General features: G+C 58.0%; 16 protein-coding genes. 15 read left to right on the top strand and 1 reads right to left on the bottom strand.

The window, feature by feature from the left end; all coding sequences use genetic code 11:
- Positions 1 to 62: 62 nt before the first annotated feature.
- Positions 63 to 2,459 carry a penicillin-binding protein 1A gene (locus tag AvAM_RS09655; protein WP_137746846.1) on the bottom strand — a complete coding sequence of 799 codons (2,397 nt, stop codon included), beginning with the start codon at positions 2,457 to 2,459 and terminating at the stop codon, positions 63 to 65.
- Between the two features lie 268 nt (positions 2,460 to 2,727).
- Between AvAM_RS09655 and AvAM_RS09650 the strand changes: the two genes are divergently transcribed.
- The 15 genes from AvAM_RS09650 to mlaE all read left to right on the top strand — a co-directional run bounded on the left by AvAM_RS09650 (position 2,728) and on the right by mlaE (position 23,256).
- Positions 2,728 to 3,807 carry a pilus assembly protein PilM gene (locus AvAM_RS09650; protein WP_137746845.1) on the top strand — a complete coding sequence of 360 codons (1,080 nt, stop codon included), beginning with the start codon at positions 2,728 to 2,730 and terminating at the stop codon, positions 3,805 to 3,807.
- Entirely contained in the window at positions 3,804 to 4,421 is a 618-nt protein-coding gene (locus AvAM_RS09645) for a PilN domain-containing protein (RefSeq protein ID WP_137746844.1), read from the top strand. Before AvAM_RS09650 ends, AvAM_RS09645 begins: the two co-directional genes overlap by 4 nt.
- 1 nt (position 4,422) lies before the next feature.
- Entirely contained in the window at positions 4,423 to 5,085 is a 663-nt protein-coding gene (locus AvAM_RS09640; RefSeq protein WP_137746843.1) for a type 4a pilus biogenesis protein PilO, read from the top strand.
- Positions 5,082 to 5,627 carry a pilus assembly protein PilP gene (locus tag AvAM_RS09635; RefSeq protein WP_137746842.1) on the top strand — a complete coding sequence of 182 codons (546 nt, stop codon included), beginning with the start codon at positions 5,082 to 5,084 and terminating at the stop codon, positions 5,625 to 5,627. Before AvAM_RS09640 ends, AvAM_RS09635 begins: the two co-directional genes overlap by 4 nt.
- Positions 5,624 to 7,759, top strand: a complete 2,136-nt coding sequence (gene pilQ / locus AvAM_RS09630; protein ID WP_137746841.1) for a type IV pilus secretin PilQ — start codon at positions 5,624 to 5,626, stop codon at positions 7,757 to 7,759. The genes AvAM_RS09635 and pilQ overlap by 4 nt, the downstream gene beginning before the upstream one ends.
- A 23-nt stretch (positions 7,760 to 7,782) precedes the next feature.
- Positions 7,783 to 9,288, top strand: a complete 1,506-nt coding sequence (locus AvAM_RS09625) for an Ig domain-containing protein (protein ID WP_171012180.1) — start codon at positions 7,783 to 7,785, stop codon at positions 9,286 to 9,288.
- 686 nt (positions 9,289 to 9,974) lie between these two features.
- Positions 9,975 to 11,081, top strand: a complete 1,107-nt coding sequence (aroB, locus tag AvAM_RS09620; protein ID WP_137746839.1) for a 3-dehydroquinate synthase — start codon at positions 9,975 to 9,977, stop codon at positions 11,079 to 11,081.
- Between the two features lie 68 nt (positions 11,082 to 11,149).
- Positions 11,150 to 12,322: a deoxyguanosinetriphosphate triphosphohydrolase gene (locus tag AvAM_RS09615; RefSeq protein WP_137747090.1), complete on the top strand. Its 1,173-nt coding sequence runs from the start codon at positions 11,150 to 11,152 to the stop codon at positions 12,320 to 12,322.
- Positions 12,323 to 12,530: 208 nt separating this feature from the next.
- Entirely contained in the window at positions 12,531 to 13,160 is a 630-nt protein-coding gene (locus tag AvAM_RS09610; RefSeq protein WP_249368034.1) for a DUF1415 domain-containing protein, read from the top strand.
- Positions 13,160 to 14,101 (top strand): SAM-dependent methyltransferase, encoded by a 942-nt coding sequence (locus AvAM_RS09605; RefSeq protein ID WP_171012179.1) that lies wholly within the window; start codon positions 13,160 to 13,162, stop codon positions 14,099 to 14,101. Before AvAM_RS09610 ends, AvAM_RS09605 begins: the two co-directional genes overlap by 1 nt.
- Positions 14,102 to 14,200: 99 nt before the next feature.
- A complete protein-coding gene (locus AvAM_RS09600; RefSeq protein WP_137746838.1) occupies positions 14,201 to 14,905 on the top strand; it encodes a transposase in 705 nt (234 codons plus the stop codon).
- A gap of 176 nt (positions 14,906 to 15,081) precedes the next feature.
- Positions 15,082 to 19,815: a glutamate synthase-related protein gene (locus tag AvAM_RS09595; protein WP_137746837.1), complete on the top strand. Its 4,734-nt coding sequence runs from the start codon at positions 15,082 to 15,084 to the stop codon at positions 19,813 to 19,815.
- Between the two features lie 45 nt (positions 19,816 to 19,860).
- Positions 19,861 to 21,339: a glutamate synthase subunit beta gene (locus AvAM_RS09590; RefSeq protein WP_137746836.1), complete on the top strand. Its 1,479-nt coding sequence runs from the start codon at positions 19,861 to 19,863 to the stop codon at positions 21,337 to 21,339.
- A gap of 319 nt (positions 21,340 to 21,658) precedes the next feature.
- Complete coding sequence (locus AvAM_RS09585; protein ID WP_137746835.1) at positions 21,659 to 22,477, top strand: ABC transporter ATP-binding protein; 819 nt, start codon at positions 21,659 to 21,661, stop codon at positions 22,475 to 22,477.
- On the top strand, positions 22,474 to 23,256 hold the full coding sequence (gene mlaE, locus AvAM_RS09580) for a lipid asymmetry maintenance ABC transporter permease subunit MlaE (protein ID WP_137746834.1): 783 nt from the start codon (positions 22,474 to 22,476) through the stop codon (positions 23,254 to 23,256). Before AvAM_RS09585 ends, mlaE begins: the two co-directional genes overlap by 4 nt.
- The last annotated feature ends 5 nt before the right edge of the window (positions 23,257 to 23,261 follow it).

Raw genomic sequence — 23,261 nt, 5'->3', positions numbered from 1 at the left:
ACGTCATCCTGTCGGGCTGTTCAGCCCCCCAACACCAATGCAGTGTCGGGGGGAAGCGCCGATCAGTTGCGGAACAAGTCCAGAATGCGGCTGCGCTCTTCGGAAGGCGGGGGCGCCTGGGGGGTAACCGCCGGTGAGGCTGAGCGATGGTCTTCCAGCCCCACGCTGGACACGCCAGAGCTGCGTGCGTATTCGTCGTAGAACCATTCCCCGCCGACATTGACTACGCCTGCCGGCACGGTGGGCTCCATGACCGGCACGCCCTTGAGCGCACGCTCCATGAAGCTGATCCAGACAGGCAGGCTGAGTCCACCCCCGGTTTCACGGCTGCCCAGGTTGCGGGGCGTGTCGTATCCGATCCAGGTCACGGCTGCGATGGTCGGCTGGTAGCCCGCAAACCAGGCGTCCACCGAATCGTTGGTGGTACCGGTCTTGCCGTAAAGGTCGGGGCGCTTGAGGGTGGCCTGGGCACGGGCCGCAGTCCCGGAGCGGGTGACTTCCTGCAGCAGGCTGTTCATCAGAAAAGCGTTGCGTGCCTCAATCGCCCGAGGTTGTTCGCTGGTCACCGGCGGTGTGGTCTCGGAAATCACCCGGCCCTTGTGGTCGGTCACCTTGGTGATCAACCAGGGGTTCACGCGGTAGCCCCCGTTGGCAAACACCGAGTAGGCGGTCGCCATCTGTAGCGGCGTGACGGATCCCGCGCCCAGCGCCATGGTCAGGTAGGCGGGGTGTTTTTCGGGGTCGAAGCCAAAACGCCCCACCCACTCTTGCGCCGTCTTGGGGCCCACGGCCTGCAGGATGCGGATCGAGATCATGTTCTTAGACTTGGCCAGACCCGTGCGCATGCTCATGGGGCCATCGTATTTGCCGTCGTAGTTCTTCGGCTCCCAAGGTTGGCCGCCAGTGACCCCTGCGTCAAAGAAAAGGGGCGCGTCGTTGATGACCGTGGCCGGGGTGAAGCCTTTTTCGAGGGCTGCCGAGTAGATGAACGGCTTGAAGCTGGAGCCCGGCTGGCGCCACGCTTGAGCGGCGTGGTTGAACTTGTTCTTATCGAAGTCGAAACCACCCACCAGGGCTCGGATGGAGCCGTTGCGCGGGTCGAGGGCCACAAAGGCGCCTTCCACTTCAGGCAGTTGCGTGATCTCCCAGGCACCCTTGGGGGTCTTGACTACGCGGATCACTGCTCCACGGCGGATTTTGATGTTGGGCGGTGCCTTATCGCTCAGGCCGGACTGCGCAGGCTTCAAGCCGTCGCCCGTGATCTCCAGTGCATCGCCATTGGCGCGGGCCGCCACGATCTTGCGCGGGCTGGCCTCCAGCACCACGGCTGAAAGCACATCGCCGTTGTCCGGGTGGTTGGCCAGGGCGTCGTCAATTGCATCCTCGACTTCCTGCTGGGCCGTAGGCAACGTCACGAACTTCTCGGGGCCCCGGTACTGCTGGCGCCGCTCGTAGTCCATGATGCCTCGGCGCAAAGCGCTGTAGGCCGCCTCTTGCTCTGCCGCATTCAGCGTGGTGTAGACGTTGAGGCCCCGCGTGTAGGCCTCGTTGCCGTACTGCGTAAAAATCAGCTGGCGCGCCATCTCGGCCACGTATTCGGCATGGACCCGCGTGTTGTCGGGGCCGGTCCGGATCTTGAGTTCTTCCTTCTTGGCTTCTGCCGCCTGCTGCGCCGTGATGAACCCGTTTTCCTCCATGCGTTCGATGATGTACTGCTGGCGAACGCGGGCACGTTTGGGGTTGCTGATGGGGTTGTAGGCCGATGGGGCCTTGGGCAGGCCCGCGAGCATGGCGGCTTCTGCAATCGAGAGTGATTTCAGCGGCTTGCCAAAATAAGCTTCCGAAGCTGCCGCAAAACCATAAGCGCGATTGCCCAAGAAAATCTGATTCATGTAAATCTCAAGAATCTGATCCTTGGTCAGTAAGTGCTCCAGTTTGAATGTCAGTAAGATTTCGTAAATTTTGCGGGTAAATGTTTTTTCTGAAGACAGATAAACATTGCGTGCCACTTGCATTGTGATAGTCGATGCCCCCTGGCTCTTCACGCGGCCCAAATTGGCAAGGCCTGCACGCAACACACCTTTGTAGTCCACGCCCCCGTGCTGGAAGAAACGCGCGTCTTCAATCGCCAGGACCGCGTCCTTCATCACCTTCGGGATGTCTTCAATGGGCGTGAGGTTTCTGCGCTCTTCACCAAACTCACCCAGCAAGGCACCTTCGGCAGAGTAGACGCGCAGGGGCAGCTTGGGCCGGTAGTCGGCCAGATCCGAGATGTCAGGAAGGTTGGGGTAGGCCACCGAGAGCGCCACCGCAATGATCAGTGCAAGCCCGGCAGCCCCAGCCGCCGCCAGCCCCGCCATCCACAGCGTGATGCGAAGAAGCCAGCGAAGCCAGGTGGACCGGGGGCGAGCGGAGGATGTGTCCGACTTGTCGGACGACTTCGAGGGGGAGGGCGGCATATCGCTCCGGATGGGTAAGGCTGCCCATTATAAAAATGTCTGCCCGAGCGTCCCTGGAATCTCAAATTCCAGCCATTCCGCTGCTGCCGAAAGGCGTCCGATCCTTGTCGAACGGTATTGCCGGCCGTCGAAATTTCGTCTGCTTTTGGCAACGCTACGCAGACGTTACAACGGGAAAAATCTTTGCTGGAGAACTATCTTACTGATAGCATTCATGTGAAGTGTTAAGTTTTGTTGCCTCATTTTGGCAAGTTACAGGGGACCAATCTTGATCTCAATGGGGTCTTTGTTCAGTCGCCAGTCTGCTCCGCTGCTGGGAATCGACATCAGTTCCTCCAGTGTCAAACTGGTGGAGTTGGGGCGTGATAAGGCGGGTGGCCTGGTTCTGGAGCGCTGCGCCATCGAGCCACTAGAACGTGGCTGGATCACGGATGGCAACATCGAAAAGTTCGACGAGGTCGCAGACGCGCTGCGTCGGCTTGTGAAGAAGAGCGGTACGCGGACAAAAAATGTCGCACTCGCTCTGCCGCCGTCCGCCGTCATCACGAAGAAGATCACTCTGCCGGGTGGAATGACGGAACAGGAACTCGAAGTTCAGGTCGAGTCGGAAGCCAATCAATACATTCCATTTTCTCTGGATGAAGTGAGCCTGGACTTCTGCGTGATCGGACCGAGCAAAAATGCTCCCGGCGACGTGGATGTGCTCATCGCCGCCTCGCGGCGCGAGAAGGTCCAGGATCGACAGGGCTTGGCGGAAGCTGCGGGGCTGAAGCCGGTGGTAGTGGATATCGAGTCCCATGCCTCCCGGCTGGCTGCGGGACGTGTGATTGAGGCACTGCCCAACAAAGGTGTCGATGCGATGGTGGCATTGTTCGAGGTCGGGGCGTTGACCACCAGCATGCAGGTTATTCGCAATGAAGAAGTCCTTTATGACCGCGACCAAGCCTTTGGCGGCGCGCAACTGACGCAGTTGATCGTGCGCCAATATGGTTTCTCTGTAGAAGAGGCCGAAGGCAAAAAACGCAATGGCGATCTCCCAGAGGACTACCAGTCCGCTGTCCTCCGTCCATTTGTCGATAGCATGGCCCAGGAAATTGGCCGGGCGTTGCAGTTTTTCTTTACCAGTACGCCACACAACCGCGTAGATCACATCATGCTCGCGGGGGGATCTGCTCCTTTGCCAGGTCTCACCGAAGCGGTGACTCAGCAGACGGGGTTCGCCTGCAGCGCGGTCAACCCATTTGATGGGATGGAGATAGGAAGTTCCGTCCGGCTCAAAAAGATGGTCCGTGAAGCGCCGTCCTATTTGACCTCTTGTGGCTTGGCTATGCGGAGGTTCTTGCAGTGATTCTGATTAACCTACTTCCTCACCGAGAAGAGGCGCGTAAGCGCCGTAAAGAGGCCTTCCAGGCCACGATGTTTGCGTCATTCCTTCTTGGGCTGGTGATCGCCGGTGCTATTTACTGGTGGTTCCAGATGATGATTACTGATCAGCAGGCTAAGAATAATTTTTTGCAACAAGAAATAAAGGTGCTCGAAGAGCAGATCAAAGAGATCGCGTCCATTGAAGACGAAATCGCTGCTTTGCGTGCACGCCAGAAGGCTGTGGAGGATCTTCAATCCGATCGCAATCTACCCGTCCACTTGTTGACAGAGCTAGTCAAGCAGTTGCCAGACGGTGTCTACATTACCGCTATCGGGCAAACTGGGCAAACGATCACAATGCAAGGCATGGCCCAGTCTAATGAACGGGTTTCCGAGTTGCTGCGTAACTTATCCGCAAATACCCCATGGCTCGACAAGCCGGAGTTGAGTGAAATTACAGCCAGCACGGTGTCCTTAAGTCAACGTGATCAGCGAAGAGTGTCTTCATTCAATCTGAAGTTCCAACTAGTGCGTGCTAGTGAAGCCCAAAAAACGATGGCTGCTGCGAGTGCCGCTTCATCGTCGGGAGGTAAGTGATATGGCTAATAAGAAAGAGAAGTCTATTAGCTTTGCCGAGCAGATGGAGTTGGTTCAACGGCAGTTCAAAAATCTGGATGCTAAAGACCCCTCGCTATGGCCGGTATTGCCCAAAACTCTGATTTGTTTTTTTATTGCGACAGCGGTTGCTGTAGTCGCATGGTTTGCATTTTTGAAAGAGTATGAAATAGAGTTGGAAGGCGAGCGAAGTAAAGAGATTGCTTTGCGAGATGATTATCAAAAGAAGCTGATTAAAGCGGTTAGTTTGGATGCCTTGAAAAAGCAACGTGAGCAAATTCAGCAATATGTTATTCAATTAGAAAAGCAGTTGCCGAGCAAAGCAGAGATGGCAGCATTGTTGTCTGATATAAATCAGGCGGGACTTGGCCGAAGTTTGCAGTTTGAGCTTTTTAAACCAGGGCAGATTGTTGCTAAAGATTATTATGCTGAGCTTCCGATATCTATTCGTGTGACGGGAAAATATCATGATATTGGCGCCTTTGCGTCAGATATTGCGCACTTGTCTCGTATTGTTACCTTAAACAGCATATCAATTACGCCTGGTACTAGGGACGGCTTGGTTATGGACGCGACTGCTCGCACATTTAGATATCTGGATCCTGAGGAAATACAGGCGCAGAAAAGGGCTGGAGGTGCCAAATGAGTCGCCTTGTAAAGAGCATATTCATGTGTTTGCCCGTCGCTGTACTTGCCGGATGCTTGCCGTCTGGCGAGGATGAGCTTCGTATGTGGATGGCCGATCAGCGAGCGAACACTAGACCCAATGTTGTTCCTCTGACAGAGCCTAAGAAATTTATTCCTGAACCATATTCTCAAGCGGGAGTGCTTGAGCCATTCAATCAGGTAAAACTTACTCAGGCTTTACGTCGTGAATCTACCCAAACCGCCTCTAATGCCGCATTAATCGCCCCTGAGATGACGCGACGTAAGGAGCCTTTGGAGTCATTTCCATTAGACGCAATGGAAATGGTTGGTAGTCTCAATAAAACAGGGACGCCTACGGCTTTGTTGAAAGTTGACAACCTTATTTATCAAGTGAAGGTTGGAAATTATTTGGGACAGAACTATGGAAAAATTACTGGAATAACTGAAACGGCAATTCAATTGCGTGAGATTGCTCAAGACGCAACAGGAGATTGGATGGAGCGCTCAGTGTCGCTAGACCTGCAGGAGGGGAAAAAATGAAATATCGTAGTGACTTCTTTGCGAGCTATTGTCGCGGCGTGGCTGTAGGCGCTTCTATCGCATTGATTTCCTTGGGAGTGGCTGCACAGGGAACCATCAATGCCATTGCTGCTAGTATTCAAGGTGGCGTGGAAGTTTTGAAAATAGATTTCGATGAACCGCTTGCTTCGGCTCCTACGGGGTTCTCAACCCAATCGCCCCCACGTGTGGCACTTGATTTTAATGGAGTTAGTAATTCCACTGGAAAATCGATCCATGAAGTGAATCTGGGGAACTTGAAATCTATCAATATAGTGCAGGCCGGAGCGAGATCTCGTATTGTACTAAATCTTAAATCTGCAACTTCCTATCGTGCTGATATTGAAGGTAAAACTTTAGTGTTGGCACTTGATCCAGTAGCTGGAATAAATTCAGGGAATGCGCCTTCTATTATTCATTTCTCGGACTCCCAGAATGGTGACGTATTGCCATTGAAAGACGTTGACTTCCGCCGAGGGGGAGATGGCTCGGGAAGGGTCGTGGTCAATTTGGCGAGTAACCAAGTGGGAGTTGACCTTCAGCAGCAGTCAAAAGGTATTGTTGTTGATTTTATGCGCTCTTCACTGCCTGAAGGGCTCAGGCGCCGTCTTGACGTCACCGACTTTGGAACGCCGGTACAGACCGTGACAACTACACAGATGGGTGAACGTGTCCGTATGCTGATTGAGTCAGCGGGTGATTGGGAGCACAGTGCGTATCAGAGCGATAGTCAATTTGTTGTAGAAATTCGGCAGAAAAAAGTTGACTTGAATAAGCTCACACAGGGACCGGGGTATTCTGGCGAGAAGCTATCTTTGAATTTTCAAAATATCGAAGTCAGGTCGCTACTGCAGGTAATTGCAGATTTCACTAATTTTAATATTGTAACCTCTGATACAGTCACAGGGGGTCTAACCTTGCGACTCAAAGACGTTCCTTGGGATCAGGCGCTTCAAATTATTATGGATGCGAAGGGTCTCGGAATGAAGAAAACAGGTTCCGTTCTTTGGATTGCGCCCAAGGATGAAATTGATGCACGTACTAAGAAAGATTTCGAAGCTGCCCAGGCAATTCAGAAGCTTGAACCTCTGAAGACTCAGGCATATCAATTAAATTATGCCAAGGCGGCGGACATTCTCGCTCAGTTAACTACCTCATCGACTGGAGGCGGGGGGGTTAGCACTCGTTTTCTATCTGAGCGTGGCAGCGCAATTTCTGAGCCACGCACGAATCAGCTTTTTGTAACTGATACGCCGAGTAAATTAGAAGAAGTGCGACTTTTACTTGCCAGCTTGGATGTAGCTGTTCGACAGGTGCTTATCGAGGCTCGCATCGTTGAAGCTCGGGATTCCTTTGGGCGTTCGCTGGGAGTGCGTCTTGGCGGTACGGATCTTCGAGCTAACAGAGGAGGTGATGGCGGCTATGGCATTGGAGGGAATAACAGGCTCGCCTTCGGCTCGTCATACAGTGATGCTGTGGCATCTAGTGGGGCTGGTGGGACTACCAATACCAATGGGAATTTTGTCAATCTTCCCGCCAGCCTTTCGAATGTCAGCAGCGTAGGTAGTTTCGCACTATCAATTTTCAATTCGGCTGCCAATCGGTTCCTCACTCTAGAGTTATCTGCTATGGAGGCCGATGGTAAGGGGCGTATTGTTTCAAGTCCCAGAATTATTACTGCAGACCAGACAAAAGCGCTTATTGAGCAGGGTACCGAGTATCCTTATTCGGTGACCGCTCCGAACGGGGCAACTACCCTGGCATTCAAGAAGGCCGTTCTGAAGTTGGAAGTGACCCCTCAAATAACACCAGAAGGGAACATTATTCTGGATCTTGATGTGAATAAAGACAGTCGAGGTGAAACGACTAGTCAAGGCGTTGCTATTGATACAAAGCATGTTAAGACGCAAATTCTTATTGAAAATGGTGGAACTGTGGTAATCGGTGGTATTTTTGAAATGGAAGAAACCAATCAAGAAAATAAAATACCTTTGATTGGGGATGTGCCGGTTGTGGGTAATTTATTTAAGAGTCGGACCAAAGAGTCCACAAAGCGGGAAATGTTGGTTTTCATTACGCCAAAAATAATTTCAGATCGTATTTCTTCGCGTTAAATCGAGTTGAGGATGTAATCAAAATGAATAAGTTTTTAAAAATTTTAGCCATCGCTGGAATTGGTATTTTGTCCGCATGCGGTGGTGGTGGTGGTAGCTCGGGGAGCACCAATGAGTCTTACAGCATCACCCTGCGTTCTGCAAAAAATCAGTTACCTCTGAATATTGCGAACCAACCGGCGGTCATTGGGGCGTATGGCTCGTATACGACAACGCTCTACGTTGATGCGCGGAAAGGGGCTTCGCCCATTCCTGGAGGTGAGGGTATTTTCGGTTGTAAAATCGAGCAGGGTCTAGACTCAGGAGCGCTTTACTACCTAGATGGTGATACGGAGCATGAGGATGCGAATAAAAATCCGCTTGCTTTTAGGGCTGTGACATTGGATGCGAATAGTGGTGGTGCATCTTTTCATTTTCATGCGGGTAATCAAGTCGGTACGGCCCGCATAACTTGTTCTGTTACCGATCCGCGCGATGGGCAAGTGCGTAGCGCAAGTGTTGACATCGCAGTAGGTGGAGGGGTTGGGGGCAAGCCTGCGAGTGTGCGTAGTAGTGCGCAAGCGCCTGGTTTTTTAGGGGTTAAGGATAATATTTCGAATTTGCGAAATAATGTGGGTATTCAGGCGTTTTTGATGGATGATGCAAACCAGCCTGTTCCTAATTCTTCGGCCTCTAATTTGCAGGTGAGTATTCGCCCTTTTGGCGCTTCATCTGGTGCTAAATTGATAGCGGGTAATCAAGCGGGAGGGGTTGTCCAGATTGGAACGCTGGGGGGGGTTGGGTCCTTCTCCCTGACGAGTGGGCCGAATAGCGGCATTATTTTGTTGGAATTAGTTGCCGATCGTTTTGATAATAACGTCAGCAATGGCATTCAGGATGCTGTTTCTTCGTTGGTCGCGATCGCTGTTGTTGAGGGCGTTGCATCCACACCGCTTACTTTTGCCGCGACAGCTCTTACCGTGCCTAATACTCTCCCATTTGCGAGTGTATTGGTGGCCACAGGTGGCGTGCCACCCTACACTTGGTCTGCGGTCGGTGCTCTGCCGCCGGGGTTGGCGTTAAGTAGTTCTGGGGTGATCAGTGGGACGCCTTTGGCGGCGCCCGGAGCTTACACGTTCGTTGCCACTGTCACGGATGCTGTTGGAGCCACCGTAGCTCGCAACGTCACATTGACTGTGACTGGCGCGTTGCCCTTGGATCCTTTTGTTTTTACTGTAAACGGGTGCTCTGCAGGTGTTAACACGGCTTGCGTGCTGCCCAATGCGGTTAAAAATAGTCCCTATCTCTACTCTTTTTCGGCAAGCGGTGGTGATACCACTGTGGATGTTACTTGGGACTTTCAACTTCTGCCCGCTTGGCTGACATCCGCAACTACGGGAAATACAGGGTTTATCAGTGGTACCCCTCTTACCTGTGGAATAAATACCTTTTTGGTGACGGCTACGCGTGGTGCGAATGTGGTAACTCGTCAAGTGTCGATTGAGACTGTTGGCGATGCTGCTGCAGTGCCGCCTGTGACGTGCCCTTGAGGAATTGGGTTTGTACTATTTATGAATTTTGTATTACTTAATAAATAAATAAAAACCCCGCTCTATGCGGGGTTTTTATTATTTTCTAGCTTGATTTTGGTGTCGATAGGCTTCTGAATTTTGGATGTCTATGTTTTTGTGATTTGTTGATGTTATCTGTTTTAAATTCTTAAAAATTGTTTATGTCGGGATAAATTTTGATAATTACTTTAGGGCTGTGGTGATGCCCACGTCGCTGGCCATTTGGCAATCACTGCCGTTAAATTGGCTGACGCAAAGAGAGTGACGTTATGGTGATGGGTGAATGATTTTTTTGAGGCGGTGCGTCCCCGTTGCGTTTGTAAATTTGGTTGTTTTCTGATCGGCAAATTATTCTCACGCTATAAAAAATCATCGCGAGGCGATGAGCGTTGGTGTGGGGCGTAGATTTGCGGTTTAATGGCGCTGGTTTTCAGAGGATTTGCAAGCTAGCCCCTTCTGATATTGATGTTTGAATTTTTTGCAGATGTGATTAGTTTGTTTTTTGAGTTCTTGAGTGTTCTGTGATTTGAATTGCGCCTCGTCTTTATAAGGTGGCTGCCCCTGAAGTTAAATGATTTATGATGGATAGATTGCCTTTCTGGGTTGGGGTATGAATTTCGTAATTGGTTTCGATCATCTAATGGGTGATTAATGAATTTCATAAAATGGAGGTTGTTGGCGTGTACAGCGTTTTGATTGATTTAGGGGCGCGCAGCTACAGTATCGCGATTGGTAGTGACCTGCTTGGCAGTGCCGGAATTTACCTGGGTTTGCCTTCCGCTAGCACGGCTCTCATTGTTTCTAATAACAAAGTGGCCCCGCTGTACGTCGCAAAGTTAAGGTCTGGGCTTCACGGACGGTTTGATGTAATTCATGAAGTTCTGCTCCCTGATGGTGAGGAACATAAAAATTGGAAAGTATTGCAGTCGATTTTTGATACTCTGCTTTCTAATGGGTGCGATCGAAAAACTGTACTTTTCGCATTGGGTGGTGGCGTGATCGGAGACATGACGGGTTTCGCTGCTGCAAGTTACATGCGCGGTGTACCCGTTGTGCAGGTGCCAACGACGCTCTTGGCGCAGGTAGATTCTTCTGTCGGGGGGAAAACAGCCATAAATCATCCTCTCGGGAAGAACATGATTGGGGCCTTTTATCAGCCTAGGCTTGTCGTGTGTGACCTCGCCACCTTGGATTCACTGCCTTTGCGAGAGCTCAGCGCAGGCTTGGCCGAAGTGATCAAGTACGGCCCCATCGCCGACACCAATTTCATGGATTGGCTGGAGTCTTCTATGGAGGCTTTGTTGGCCCGTGAACGATCGGCCTTGGCGCATGCGGTGCGCCGCAGCTGCGAAATCAAGGCCTGGGTCGTCAGCCAAGACGAAAAAGAAACCGGCCTGCGTGCCATCCTTAACTTCGGGCACACCTTTGGCCACGCCATCGAGGCGGGCATGGGGTATGGAGTCTGGCTGCATGGCGAAGGGGTGGCTGCCGGCATGGTGATGGCCGCTGAGCTGTCTTGTCGCCTGGGTTTGGTGGATGCTGCGTTTGTCGAGCGGCTTACCGCGTTGATTGCGCGGGCGGGTTTGCCTACGAAAGGGCCTGTGCTGGATGTGACCGACAATGCGGGTCGCTATCTGGAATTGATGCGCATCGACAAAAAGTCAGAGGGAGGAGAGATCCGTTTTGTACTGATTGACGGACCGGGCAAAGCCGTGGTGCGGGCGGCTCCCGATGCATTGGTGCGAGAGGTCATTGACGCGTGTTGCGTGTGATCGTTGTTCGATTGCTATTTAATCAATAGCTGATAACGTAGATCAGAAGCGCTCAGGCATCGATTTTGATTCAAAATTCTGACCTTTTACCCTGCGCTGCAAACCCCGCGCAGACGCGGGGGCGACGCCACCCGGAGCAACCGGCGCCGACGCGCACCGAGTACCAGCGGGACCGCGACCGGATCGTGCATTCCACCGCGTTCCGGCGTCTGGTGTACAAGACACAGGTTTTCCTCAATCACGAAGGGGATCTGTTCCGCACCCGGTTGACCCACTCGCTGGAGGTGGCTCAACTTGGGCGTTCGATTGCGCGGTCTTTGCAGATCAATGAAGATCTGGTGGAAGCGATTTCGCTGGCCCATGACCTGGGCCATACACCGTTTGGGCACGCGGGGCAGGATGCGCTGCATGGTTGCATGGCGGGGTTTGGCGGGTTTGAGCACAACCTGCAAAGCCTGCGCGTGGTGGACCGGCTCGAAGAGCGCTACCCCCAATACGACGGCCTCAATCTCACCTTCGAAACGCGAGAAGGCATCCTCAAACATTGCTCCCGGCAACACGCCGAGCAGTTGGAGGCCGCAGAGCCCGGTGGTGTCGGCAGCCGCTTTTTGCGACGCGAGCAGCCCGGTCTGGAGGCGCAGCTGTGCAACCTGGCCGACGAGATTGCCTACAACGCGCACGACATTGACGATGGCGTGCGATCGGGCTTGATCAGTCTGGCGCAATTGCGTGACGTTCCCCTGTTCGATGCGTACCGGGCTGCAGCGCAGGCCGAGTACCCGGATCTCTCCGCGCCCAGCCTGCAGCGGCGCCTGTTGTTCGAGGCCATTCGGCGCATGCTCAGCGCGCAGGTGTACGACGTGATTGATGCGACGCGGGAGGCGCTGCGCGAGCATGCGCCAGGCAGTGCTGACGAGGTTCGCCGTTGCCCACCGCTGGTGCTGTTCAGTGGGGGCATGCGCGAGCGATCGACGGCGCTCAAGCAGTTCCTGTTTCGGCACCTGTACCGGCATCCCCAGGTGATGGAGACCACGGGGCTGGCCCAGGAAATTGTGCGCGACCTTTTCGCCGCCTATGTGGCTGCTCCGCAGGAAATGAAAGCGGCGTTTGCCCAGCAGGCGCTGGCGGGCGATGCCAGCATGCGGGCGCGTGCCGTGGCCGACTTCATTGCCGGGATGACGGACCGTTTTGCCGCACGTGAGCATGAGCGGCTGACGGGGCGCAGTCTGTTGGGTGGCTAAGGGCTTTCAGCCGCAAGGCCACCTGAGTTCGCAGCTGTAGTGGGCTCTGGCACCGGCCCGTTGCCCAATTACTCTATCGCCTGCGGAATGGCAACAAACCTGCTCGCGTGCCCGTGCTGCACTGCCTTGTGAGGTACCGTCTACCTCGGGCCAAGCCGATGCCCCCGGTAAAATCGGGTCCCGCTTTACTGTGCCAGCCAGCGCGCCTATGACCTCCACCCCTTCCATCACCCCGATGGGCGCGTCTGATCCCGCAGCCCCGTTCATTCATGACACCGTGCACTGGCTTGAGAAGGCTGTGATCGGGCTGAATCTGTGTCCGTTCGCCAAAGGCGTGCATGTCAAAGGACAGATCCACTACGTTGTGGCGCTGACCGAAGACACCGAAACAGTGCTATCGCTGCTGCGCGAGGAGTTGCTGGCTTTGCAGAAGACACCCGCCGAGGTGCGGGATACGACCCTGCTGGTGCTACCGCATTGTTTGCAGGATTTTCTGGACTTCAATGATTTTCTTGGTGACGCGGAAGGTCTGCTGGATGCCTTGGGGCTTGATGGCATTTTGCAAATCGCCAGCTTTCACCCCCAGTTCCAGTTTGCGGGCACCGAGGTGGACGATGTGACCAACTGCACAAACCGCGCGCCCTATCCCACGCTGCATTTGCTGCGCGAGGACAGCATCGACCGGGCCGTGGAAGTGTTCCCAGAGGCTGAGGCCATTTTTGAGCGGAACATGGAAGTGCTGGAGGGCCTGGGGCTGGAGGGATGGCGCGCACTGGATGTGGGGCCCCACGTGGTTGCGCCCCTGGCAGTAGACCCTCAGGGCCAGGGAGCTCGATGATGCAGAAGAAACCATCTCCCTCTTTGCGTGGAACTGCAGGGGCTACTTCCAAAAAGAACTCCCAAGCCTCGGCCCAAGCAGCCGAACTGTCCGAGCTGCGGCCGGGGCAGTCGGTGGAACTGCTCAAGGAGTTGCACATCCTCACCCGTGACGGGCGGCTGAACCAGGACTCACGGCGCAAGCTCAAGCAGGTGTACCACCTGTTCAATTTCATCGAGCCGTTGCTGACAGAGCTGTCTGCGGGCGAGCAGGGCCCCACCCTGGCCGACCATGGCGCGGGCAAGTCATACCTCGGGTTCATTCTGTACGACCTGTACTTCAAGGCCCTGGAGCGTGGCCATATTTACGGGGTGGAAACCCGGGCCGAGCTGGTGGAGAAATCGCGCTTGCTCGCGCAGCGGCTTGATTTTGGGCGCATGTCCTTTCTCAATCTGTCCGTGGCTGAATCGTCGGATGCGGGCGAGTTGCCTGCGCAGATCGATGTGGTCACGGCCTTGCATGCCTGCGATACCGCCACGGACGATGCCATCGCTTTCGGGCTGCAAAAGAAGGCGAGGGCCATGGTGTTGGTGCCCTGCTGTCAGGCCGAGATGGCTGCCTGCCTGCGTCAGGGCAAGGCCCTGCAGCTGGCCCGCACGCCCCTGGCCGAGCTGTGGCGGCACCCACTGCATACCCGCGAGCTGGGGAGCCAGGTGACCAATGTGCTGCGCTGCCTATACCTGGAAGCCAGCGGCTACCAGGTGACGGTGACCGAGTTGGTCGGGTGGGAGCACAGCATGAAGAACGAACTCATCATCGCCCGCTACACCGGACAGAAAAAACGCAGCGCGGCTGAGCGCCTGCGGGCCATCCTGGTCGAGTTCGGGCTGGAGAAGGTCCTGGGGCCGCGTTTTGGGTTGGCGGTGGCTGCCGACGTGGCCGAGGCTGCTGCTGCGGGCTGATTGCATCACCCGTGCTTCCGTGGCGCGGCAGCGTGCCGGAGGTTTCAAAATCGGGGACGGGTCTATGATGGCGCGCATCGCTTTCATTGACCCTTGCCCATGGCCCGCCTTCCGCGCCTGACCCTGCCAGGCCATCTGCACCACGTGATCCAGCGTGGCAACAACCGCCAGCCGATTTTTCTGGATGGGGATGACTTCAACACCATGCTCGGCCTGCTGGCAGACAACGCGCAGCAGCATGGGGTGGCTGTGCATGCCTATGTGTTGATGGACAACCATTTCCACCTGCTGGTGACCCCCTCGTCGGCCGATGTTTTGCCGCAGATGATGCAGGCGGTGGGCAGGCGTTATGTGCAGTATTTCAACCGCCGACATGGGCGCACCGGCACCTTGTGGGAAGGGCGCTACCGGTCCACGGTGCTGCAAGCCGACAAGTACCTGCTGCCCTGCATGGTGTACCTGGACCTCAACCCGGTGCGTGCCGGACTGGTGGCGAATGCGGCGGACTACCCCTGGTCCAGCCACGCCCACTGGCGTGGCGTGCGCAATGACCGCCTGCTCACGCCGCATGCCCTGTACTGGGCGCTGGGCAACACGCCCTTTGCCCGCGAGGCGGCCTATGCGGCGCTGGTGCAGACAGGGATCGGATCGCTGGAGCAGACGGCACTCACGGCATCGGCCCTGAGCGGGTGGGCGCTGGGCGACACTGATTTCATTGAGGGTTTGCAAAAACAGACACCCCGTCGTGTGACGGCGGGGCAGGCCGGGCGGCCGAAGAGCATGAAAAAATCAGAGAAAAAATAGCTCTCTCCGCCCATCTATATTGGGTTTTATGCTATTAAAACTGATATGTCCCCAATAAAATATCAAACTGAGATACTTGGTTATTAAGAGGAATCTGACCCTAATTAATGTGCTTGCCAAATCATGTTGCAATGCACTAATCTCCCACTCCCTGCGAAAAATATGAGGAGTGCGCCATGACCACGGCTGCCGAGATCCAGCATCTGCAACAACACGGTTTGTATTCATCGGGTAACGAACACGACGCCTGCGGCCTCGGCTTCGTCGCCCACATCAAGGGTGTGAAGCGCCACGACATCGTGACGCAGGCCCTGAAGATCCTGGAAAACATTGACCACCGTGGCGCCGTGGGGGCCGACCCCCTGATGGGCGACGGCGCGGGCATCCTGATCCAGATCCCCGACGCGCTGTACCGTGAAGAGATGGCCAAGCAGGGCATCACGCTGCCCGCCGCCGGGGAATACGGCGTGGGCATGATCTTCCTGCCCAAGGAGCACGCCTCCCGTCTGGCCTGCGAGCAGGAGATGGAGCGCGCGATCAAGGCCGAAGGCCAGGTGCTGCTGGGCTGGCGCGATGTGCCGGTGAATGTGGACATGCCCATGTCGCCCACCGTGCGCAAGAAGGAGCCCATCCTGCGCCAGGTCTTCATCGGCCGTGGCAACGACGTGATCGTGCAGGACGCGCTGGAGCGCAAGCTGTATGTGATCCGCAAGACGGCCAGCGCCAATATCCAGGCGCTTAAGCTCAAGCACAGCAAGGAATACTACGTTCCGTCCATGTCCAGCCGCACGGTGGTCTACAAGGGCCTGCTGCTGGCCGACCAGGTGGGCGTGTACTACAAGGACCTGTCGGATGAGCGCTGCATCTCGGCCATCGGCCTGGTGCACCAGCGTTTCTCCACCAACACCTTCCCTGAGTGGCCTCTGGCCCACCCGTACCGCTACGTGGCGCACAACGGTGAAATCAACACCGTCAAGGGCAACTACAACTGGATGAAGGCCCGCGAAGGCGTGATGGCCTCGCCCGTGCTGGCGGCCGATCTGCAAAAGCTGTACCCCATCAGTTTTGCTGACCAGTCTGACACTGCAACGTTCGACAACTGCCTCGAACTGCTGACCATGGCCGGCTACCCCATCAGCCAGGCCGTGATGATGATGATCCCCGAGCCCTGGGAGCAGCACACCACCATGGACGAGCGCCGCCGCGCCTTCTATGAATACCACGCCGCCATGCTGGAGCCCTGGGACGGCCCAGCCTCCATCGTGTTCACCGACGGCCGCCAGATCGGCGCCACGCTGGACCGCAACGGCCTGCGCCCCTCGCGCTACTGCATCACCGATGACGACCTGGTCATCATGGGCTCGGAGTCGGGCGTGCTGCCCGTGCCGGAGAACAAGATCGTGCGCAAATGGCGCCTGCAGCCCGGCAAGATGTTCCTGATCGACCTGGAACAAGGCCGCATGATCGACGACGACGAGCTCAAGGCCAACGTCGTCAACACCAAGCCCTACAAGCAGTGGATCGAGAACCTGCGCATCAAGCTCGACAGCATCGAGGCCGGTGCCCAGGCTGCAGCGCCCCAGGCCGCTGATCTGCCGCTGCTCGACCGCCAACAGGCCTTTGGCTACACCCAGGAAGACATCAAGTTCCTGATGGCGCCCATGGCCAAGAACGGTGAAGAAGGCATTGGCTCCATGGGCAACGACAGCCCGCTGGCCGTGCTCTCGGGCAAGAACAAGCCGCTGTACAACTACTTCAAGCAGCTGTTCGCCCAGGTGACGAACCCGCCGATCGACCCGATCCGCGAAGCGATCGTGATGTCGCTCAACAGCTTCATCGGCCCCAAGCCCAACCTGCTGGACATCAACCAGGTCAACCCACCGATGCGGCTCGAAGTGAGCCAGCCCGTGCTCGACTTTGCCGACATGGCCAAGCTGCGCGACATCGCGCAGTACACGCAAGGCAAGTTCAAGAGCGCGACCATCGACATCACCTACCCACTGAGCTGGGGCCGTGAAGGTGTGGAAGCCAAGCTCGCCTCGCTGTGCGCGCAGGCCGTGGACGCCATCAAAGGTGGTGCCAACATCCTGATCATCAGCGACCGCGCCGTGAGCGCCACGCAAGTGGCCATTCCCGCGCTGCTGGCGCTGTCGGCCATCCACCAGCACCTGGTGGGCGCTGGCCTGCGCACCACGGCAGGCCTGGTGGTCGAGACCGGCACCGCCCGCGAAGTGCACCATTTCGCCGTGCTGGCAGGCTACGGCGCCGAGGCCGTGCACCCCTACCTGGCCATGGAAACCCTGGCCGACATGCACAAGGACCTGGGCGGCGACCTGTCGGCCGACAAGGCCATCTACAACTACGTCAAGGCCATCGGCAAGGGTCTGTCCAAGATCATGTCCAAGATGGGCGTGAGCACGTACATGAGCTACTGCGGTGCCCAGCTGTTCGAGGCGATTGGCCTGAACACGGAAACGGTGGGCAAGTACTTCACCGGCACCGCCAGCCGCGTGGAAGGCATCGGCGTGTTCGAGATCGCCGAAGAAGCCATCCGCATGCACAAGGCCGCGTTTGGTGACGACCCCGTGCTCGAAACCATGCTGGACGCGGGTGGCGAATACGCCTGGCGCGCCCGTGGCGAAGACCACATGTGGACCCCCGATGCGATTGCCAAGCTGCAGCACAGCACGCGTGCCAACAACTGGAACACGTACAAGGAATACGCGCAGATCATCAACGACCAGAGCAAGCGCCACATGACGCTGCGCGGCCTGTTCGAGTTCAAGATCGACCCCTCCAAGGCGATCTCGATCGACGAGGTCGAGCCCGCCAAGGAAATCGTCAAGCGCTTCGCCACGGGCGCCATGTCGCTCGGCTCCATCTCCACCGAGGCGCACGCCACGCTGGCTGTGGCCATGAACCGAATCGGCGGCAAGAGCAACACGGGCGAAGGCGGTGAAGACGCAGCGCGTTACCGCAACGAACTCAAGGGCATCCCGATCAAGAAGGGTGACAGCCTCAAGAGCGTGATCGGTGCCGAGAACGTGGAAGTCGATCTGCCCCTGCAAGACGGTGACTCGCTGCGCAGCCGCATCAAGCAGGTGGCCTCGGGCCGCTTTGGAGTGACGGCGGAATACCTCTCGTCGGCCGACCAGATCCAGATCAAGATGGCCCAGGGCGCCAAGCCCGGCGAAGGTGGTCAGCTGCCTGGCGGCAAGGTCTCCAACTACATCGGCAAGCTGCGCCACAGCGTGCCTGGTGTGGGCCTGATCTCGCCCCCACCACACCACGACATCTACTCCATCGAGGACTTGGCCCAGCTGATCCACGACCTGAAGAACGTGGCACCGCATGCCGGTATCAGCGTCAAGCTGGTGTCCGAAGTGGGCGTGGGCACGATCGCCGCAGGCGTGGCCAAGTGCAAGAGCGACCACGTCGTGATTGCCGGTCATGACGGTGGCACGGGCGCTTCGCCCTGGTCGTCCATCAAGCACGCGGGCGGCCCCTGGGAAATCGGCCTGGCCGAAACCCAGCAGACCCTGGTGCTGAACCGCCTGCGCGGCCGCATTCGCGTGCAGGCCGATGGCCAGATGAAGACTGGCCGCGACGTCGCCATCGGCGCGCTGCTGGGCGCGGATGAGTTCGGCTTCGCGACTGCTCCGCTGGTGGTCGAGGGCTGCATCATGATGCGCAAGTGCCACCTCAACACCTGCCCCGTGGGCGTGGCGACGCAAGACCCTGAGCTGCGCAAGAAGTTCTCGGGCAAGCCTGAGCATGTGGTGAACTACTTCTTCTTCATCGCGGAAGAAGTGCGCCAGATCATGGCCCAGCTCGGCATCAAGAAGTTCGATGATCTGATCGGCCGCACCGACCTGCTCGACATGCGCCAGGGCCTGGAACACTGGAAGGCACGCGGCCTGGACTTCGGTCGTCTGTTCGCCCAGCCCAACGTGCCTGCCGACGTGCCGCGCTTCCATGTGGATGTGCAGGACCACAACATCGAGCACACGCTGGACCGCAAGCTCATCGAGCGCAGCAAGCCCGCCATCGAAAAGGGCGAGCGCGTGCAGTTCATCGAAGTGGCGCGCAACGTGAACCGCTCCGTGGGCGCCATGCTCTCCGGCGCCGTGACGCGTGCCCATCCCGAGGGCCTGCCGGATGACACCATCCGCATCCAGCTCGAAGGCACGGGCGGCCAGTCGTTCGGCGCCTTCCTCACACGCGGCATCACGCTGTACCTGATCGGCGACGCCAACGACTACACGGGCAAGGGCCTGTCGGGCGGCCGTGTGGTGGTGCGCCCCAGCATCGACTTCCGAGGCGATGCCGTGCGCAACACCATCGTGGGCAACACCGTGATGTACGGTGCCACCACGGGTGAGGCCTTCTTCAGTGGCGTGGCCGGTGAACGCTTTGCGGTGCGCCTGTCGGGTGCCACGGCGGTGGTGGAAGGCACGGGCGACCACGGTTGCGAATACATGACCGGCGGCACCGTGCTGGTGCTGGGCAAGACCGGCCGCAACTTCGCAGCGGGCATGAGCGGCGGCGTCGCTTATGTCTACGACGAAGACGGCCAGTTCGACACGCGCTGCAACCTCTCCATGGTGACGCTGGAGCGCATCCTGCCTGCCTCGGAGCAAGAGGCCACCGTGCCCCGCGCCATCTGGCACGGCGGCCAGACCGACGAAGCCCAGCTCAAGAAGCTGCTGGAAGACCACAACCGCTGGACGGGCAGCAAGCGTGCCCGTGAGCTGCTGGACAACTGGGCGGCATCGCGCGGCAAGTTCGTCAAGGTCTTCCCGACCGAGTACAAGCGCGCGCTGGCTGAAATTTATGAACGAAAAGTGCTGGAAGAGTCCGCTACACCGGCGGTAGCTGCTACCAAAAAAGAAGTGGCTCCTGCCAAATAAGGCGCCACAGACCTTCGCACAGCATTCATAGACAAGGACACCGTCATGGGAAAAACTACCGGCTTCATGGAATACGAGCGCATCGAAGAGGGCTATAAGCCCGTGCCCGAGCGCTTGAAGCACTACAAGGAATTTGTGATCGGGCTCGACAGCGCCCAGGCCAAGGTGCAAGGCGCGCGCTGCATGGACTGCGGCACGCCGTTTTGCAACAACGGCTGCCCGGTCAACAACATCATTCCTGACTTCAACGATCTGGTGTACCACCAGGACTGGAAGAGCGCGATCGAGGTGCTGCACAGCACCAACAACTTCCCCGAGTTCACCGGCCGCATCTGCCCTGCGCCTTGCGAGGCAGCCTGTGTGCTCAACGTGAACGACGACGCCGTGGGCATCAAGTCCATCGAGCACGCGATCATCGACCGCGCCTGGGAAGAGGGCTGGGTCAAGCCCCGCCCCGCCAAGCACCAGACGGGAAAGAAGGTGGCCGTGGTGGGCTCAGGCCCCGCAGGCCTGGCCGCTGCCCAGCAACTGGCCCGTGCCGGCCACAGCGTCACGCTGTTTGAAAAGAACGACCGCGTGGGCGGCCTGCTGCGCTACGGCATCCCCGACTTCAAGATGGAGAAGTCGCACATCGACCGCCGAGTCAAGCAGCTCGAAGCCGAAGGCGTGGTCATTCGCACCAGCGTGTTCGTGGGCGCGGCCAAGGACGGCCTGGGCAAGGACTCCAAGGTCACCAACTGGGCCAAGGAAACGATCACGCCCGAGCAGTTGAACAAAGAGTTCGACGCCGTGCTGTTGACCGGTGGCGCCGAGCAATCGCGTGACCTGCCCGTGCCTGGGCGTGACCTCGATGGCATCCACTTCGCGATGGAGTTCCTGCCCCAGCAGAACAAGGTCAACGCGGGCGACAAGCTCAAGGGCCAGATCATGGCCACGGGCAAGCACGTCATCGTGATCGGTGGCGGCGACACCGGCAGCGACTGCGTGGGCACCAGCAACCGCCACGGCGCGGCCAGCGTCACCCAGTTCGAGGTGATGCCCCAGCCCCCCGAGGTGGAAAACCGTCCCCTGACGTGGCCTTACTGGCCGCTGAAGCTACGCACCAGCTCCAGCCATGACGAAGGCTGCGTGCGCGAGTTCGCGATCTCCACCAAGGAGTTCACGGGCGAAAAGGGCAAGGTCAAGAGCCTGACCACCGTGCAGGTCGAGTTCAAGGACGGCAAGCTGGTCGAGATCCCTGGCACTGAAAAGCACTACCAGGCCGATCTGGTGCTGCTGGCCATGGGTTTTGTGAGCCCTGTGGCTGCCGTGCTCGACGCTTTTGGCGTGGACAAGGATGCCCGTGGCAACGCCCGCGCCACCACCGAGTTCGACGGCGGCTATGCCACCAACGTGCCCAAGGTGTTTGCAGCCGGTGACATCCGCCGGGGTCAGTCGCTGGTGGTCTGGGCCATCCGCGAAGGCCGCCAGGCCGCCCGTGCGGTGGACGAGTTCCTGATGGGTTACTCGGATCTGCCCCGCTGATTACCTGCGGATAGGTTCCAGCCGAAGCGGCGCCTGCGGGCGCCGCTTTTGTTGGGGGATGTGTGGTGGGGCCGGCAGGGGTTGACCATGCAAAACCACGGACTCTGCTGCCCCGGCGCTTTGTTGGCACAATCGGCAGTACTGTCAATCCGGGGTTGTCTCGGCCTTTGGTGCGCTGAGGCCCACCAAGCACCGTGCGAATTTTTACAAACATGCGTGAATGTATGTTTGTGGCTTCGGCTACCATCGCGGCTCGTTCCTCGGGGCGTGTCCTGGGTTCGTGTGCGCAGGTCCCGGATTCCCATCACCCTTTTCTTGCATGCCAGAGCCGTCCTTCCTCGCCGAACTGCGCAACGTCACCTTCTCCTATGGTGACCGCGCCATCCTGCGCGACGTTTCGCTCTCGGTGCCACGGGGCAAGGTCACGGCGCTCATGGGGGCGTCGGGCGGCGGCAAGACCACGGTGCTGCGCCTGATTGGCGGGCAGCAGAAGGCCCAAAGCGGCCAGGTACTGTTCGATGGCCAGGACGTGGGGCGCATGGATGTTTCTGCCCTGTATGCGGCGCGCAGGCGCATGGGCATGCTGTTCCAGTTCGGAGCACTGTTCACTGACCTGAGCGTGTTCGAGAACGTGGCCTTCCCGCTGCGCGAGCACACCGATCTGTCCGAGGCGCTGATCCGCGATGTGGTGCTCATGAAGCTGCATGCGGTGGGCCTGCGCGGAGCGCGCGATCTGGCGCCCAGCCAGATATCCGGCGGCATGGCGCGCCGCGTGGCCCTGGCGCGTGCGATCGTGCTGGACCCGGAGCTGGTCATGTACGACGAACCTTTTGCGGGCCTGGACCCGATTTCGCTCGGCACGGCCGCCCAACTGATCCGGCAGCTCAACGACGCCATGGGCCTGACCAGCATCATCGTCTCGCACGATCTGGAAGAAACCTTCCGGCTTGCAGACCACGTGATCATCCTGGGCGAGGGCGTGGTGGCTGCACAAGGCACCCCCGACGAAGTGCGTGCCAGCCGCGATCCGCTGGTGCACCAGTTTGTGAATGCCTTGCCCACGGGGCCCGTGCCGTTCCACTATCCGTCCCCCGAGCCCGCCGAAGACTTTGGGCCCGCAGGAGGGCGCAGGTCATGAGCTGGTACAAGCCTTCGGATGTAGGCCTTGCCGTGCGCCAGCAGCTGGCAGACATCGGCCTGGGCGCGCGCCTGTTTTTCCGGCTGCTGCGGCTGGTGGGTGCGACCTTTCTGCGGCCTGGTCTGGTGCGCGACCAGATCCACTTCCTGGGCAACTATTCCCTGGCCATCATTGCGGTGTCAGGCCTGTTCGTAGGCTTTGTGCTGGGGCTGCAGGGCTACTACACGTTGCAGCGCTACGGCTCGTCGGAAGCCCTGGGCCTGCTGGTGGCCTTGAGCCTGGTGCGCGAGCTGGGGCCCGTGGTCACGGCGCTGCTGTTTGCGGGCCGTGCGGGCACCTCGCTCACGGCCGAGATCGGTCTGATGCGGGCGGGCGAACAGCTTAGTGCCATGGAGATGATGGCGGTGGACCCGGTGCAGCGCATCCTGGCGCCGCGCTTCTGGGCCGGCGTGGTCACCATGCCCCTGCTGGCGGCTGTGTTCAGTGCGGTGGGCATCATTGGCGGCTGGGTGGTGGGCGTGCTCATGATCGGCATCGACCCTGGGGCCTTCTGGAGCCAGATGCAGGGCGGGGTGGATGTCTGGAAAGACCTGGGCAACGGCGTGCTCAAAAGTGTGGTCTTCGGCTTCACTGTGACCTTTGTGGCACTTTTGCAGGGCTATGTGGCCAAGCCCACGCCTGAAGGCGTTTCGCGGGCCACCACACGCACGGTGGTCATGGCGTCCCTGGCGGTGCTGGCGCTGGACTTCGTGCTCACGGCCCTGATGTTCAGTATCTGACGCTG

Origin of the sequence: Acidovorax sp. NB1 (assembly GCF_005405905.1) — a bacterium.
Lineage (GTDB): Bacteria > Pseudomonadota > Gammaproteobacteria > Burkholderiales > Burkholderiaceae_C > Acidovorax.
Note: the sequence above shows the minus strand (reverse complement) of the source record. Positions and strands in the feature narration are given on the sequence as shown.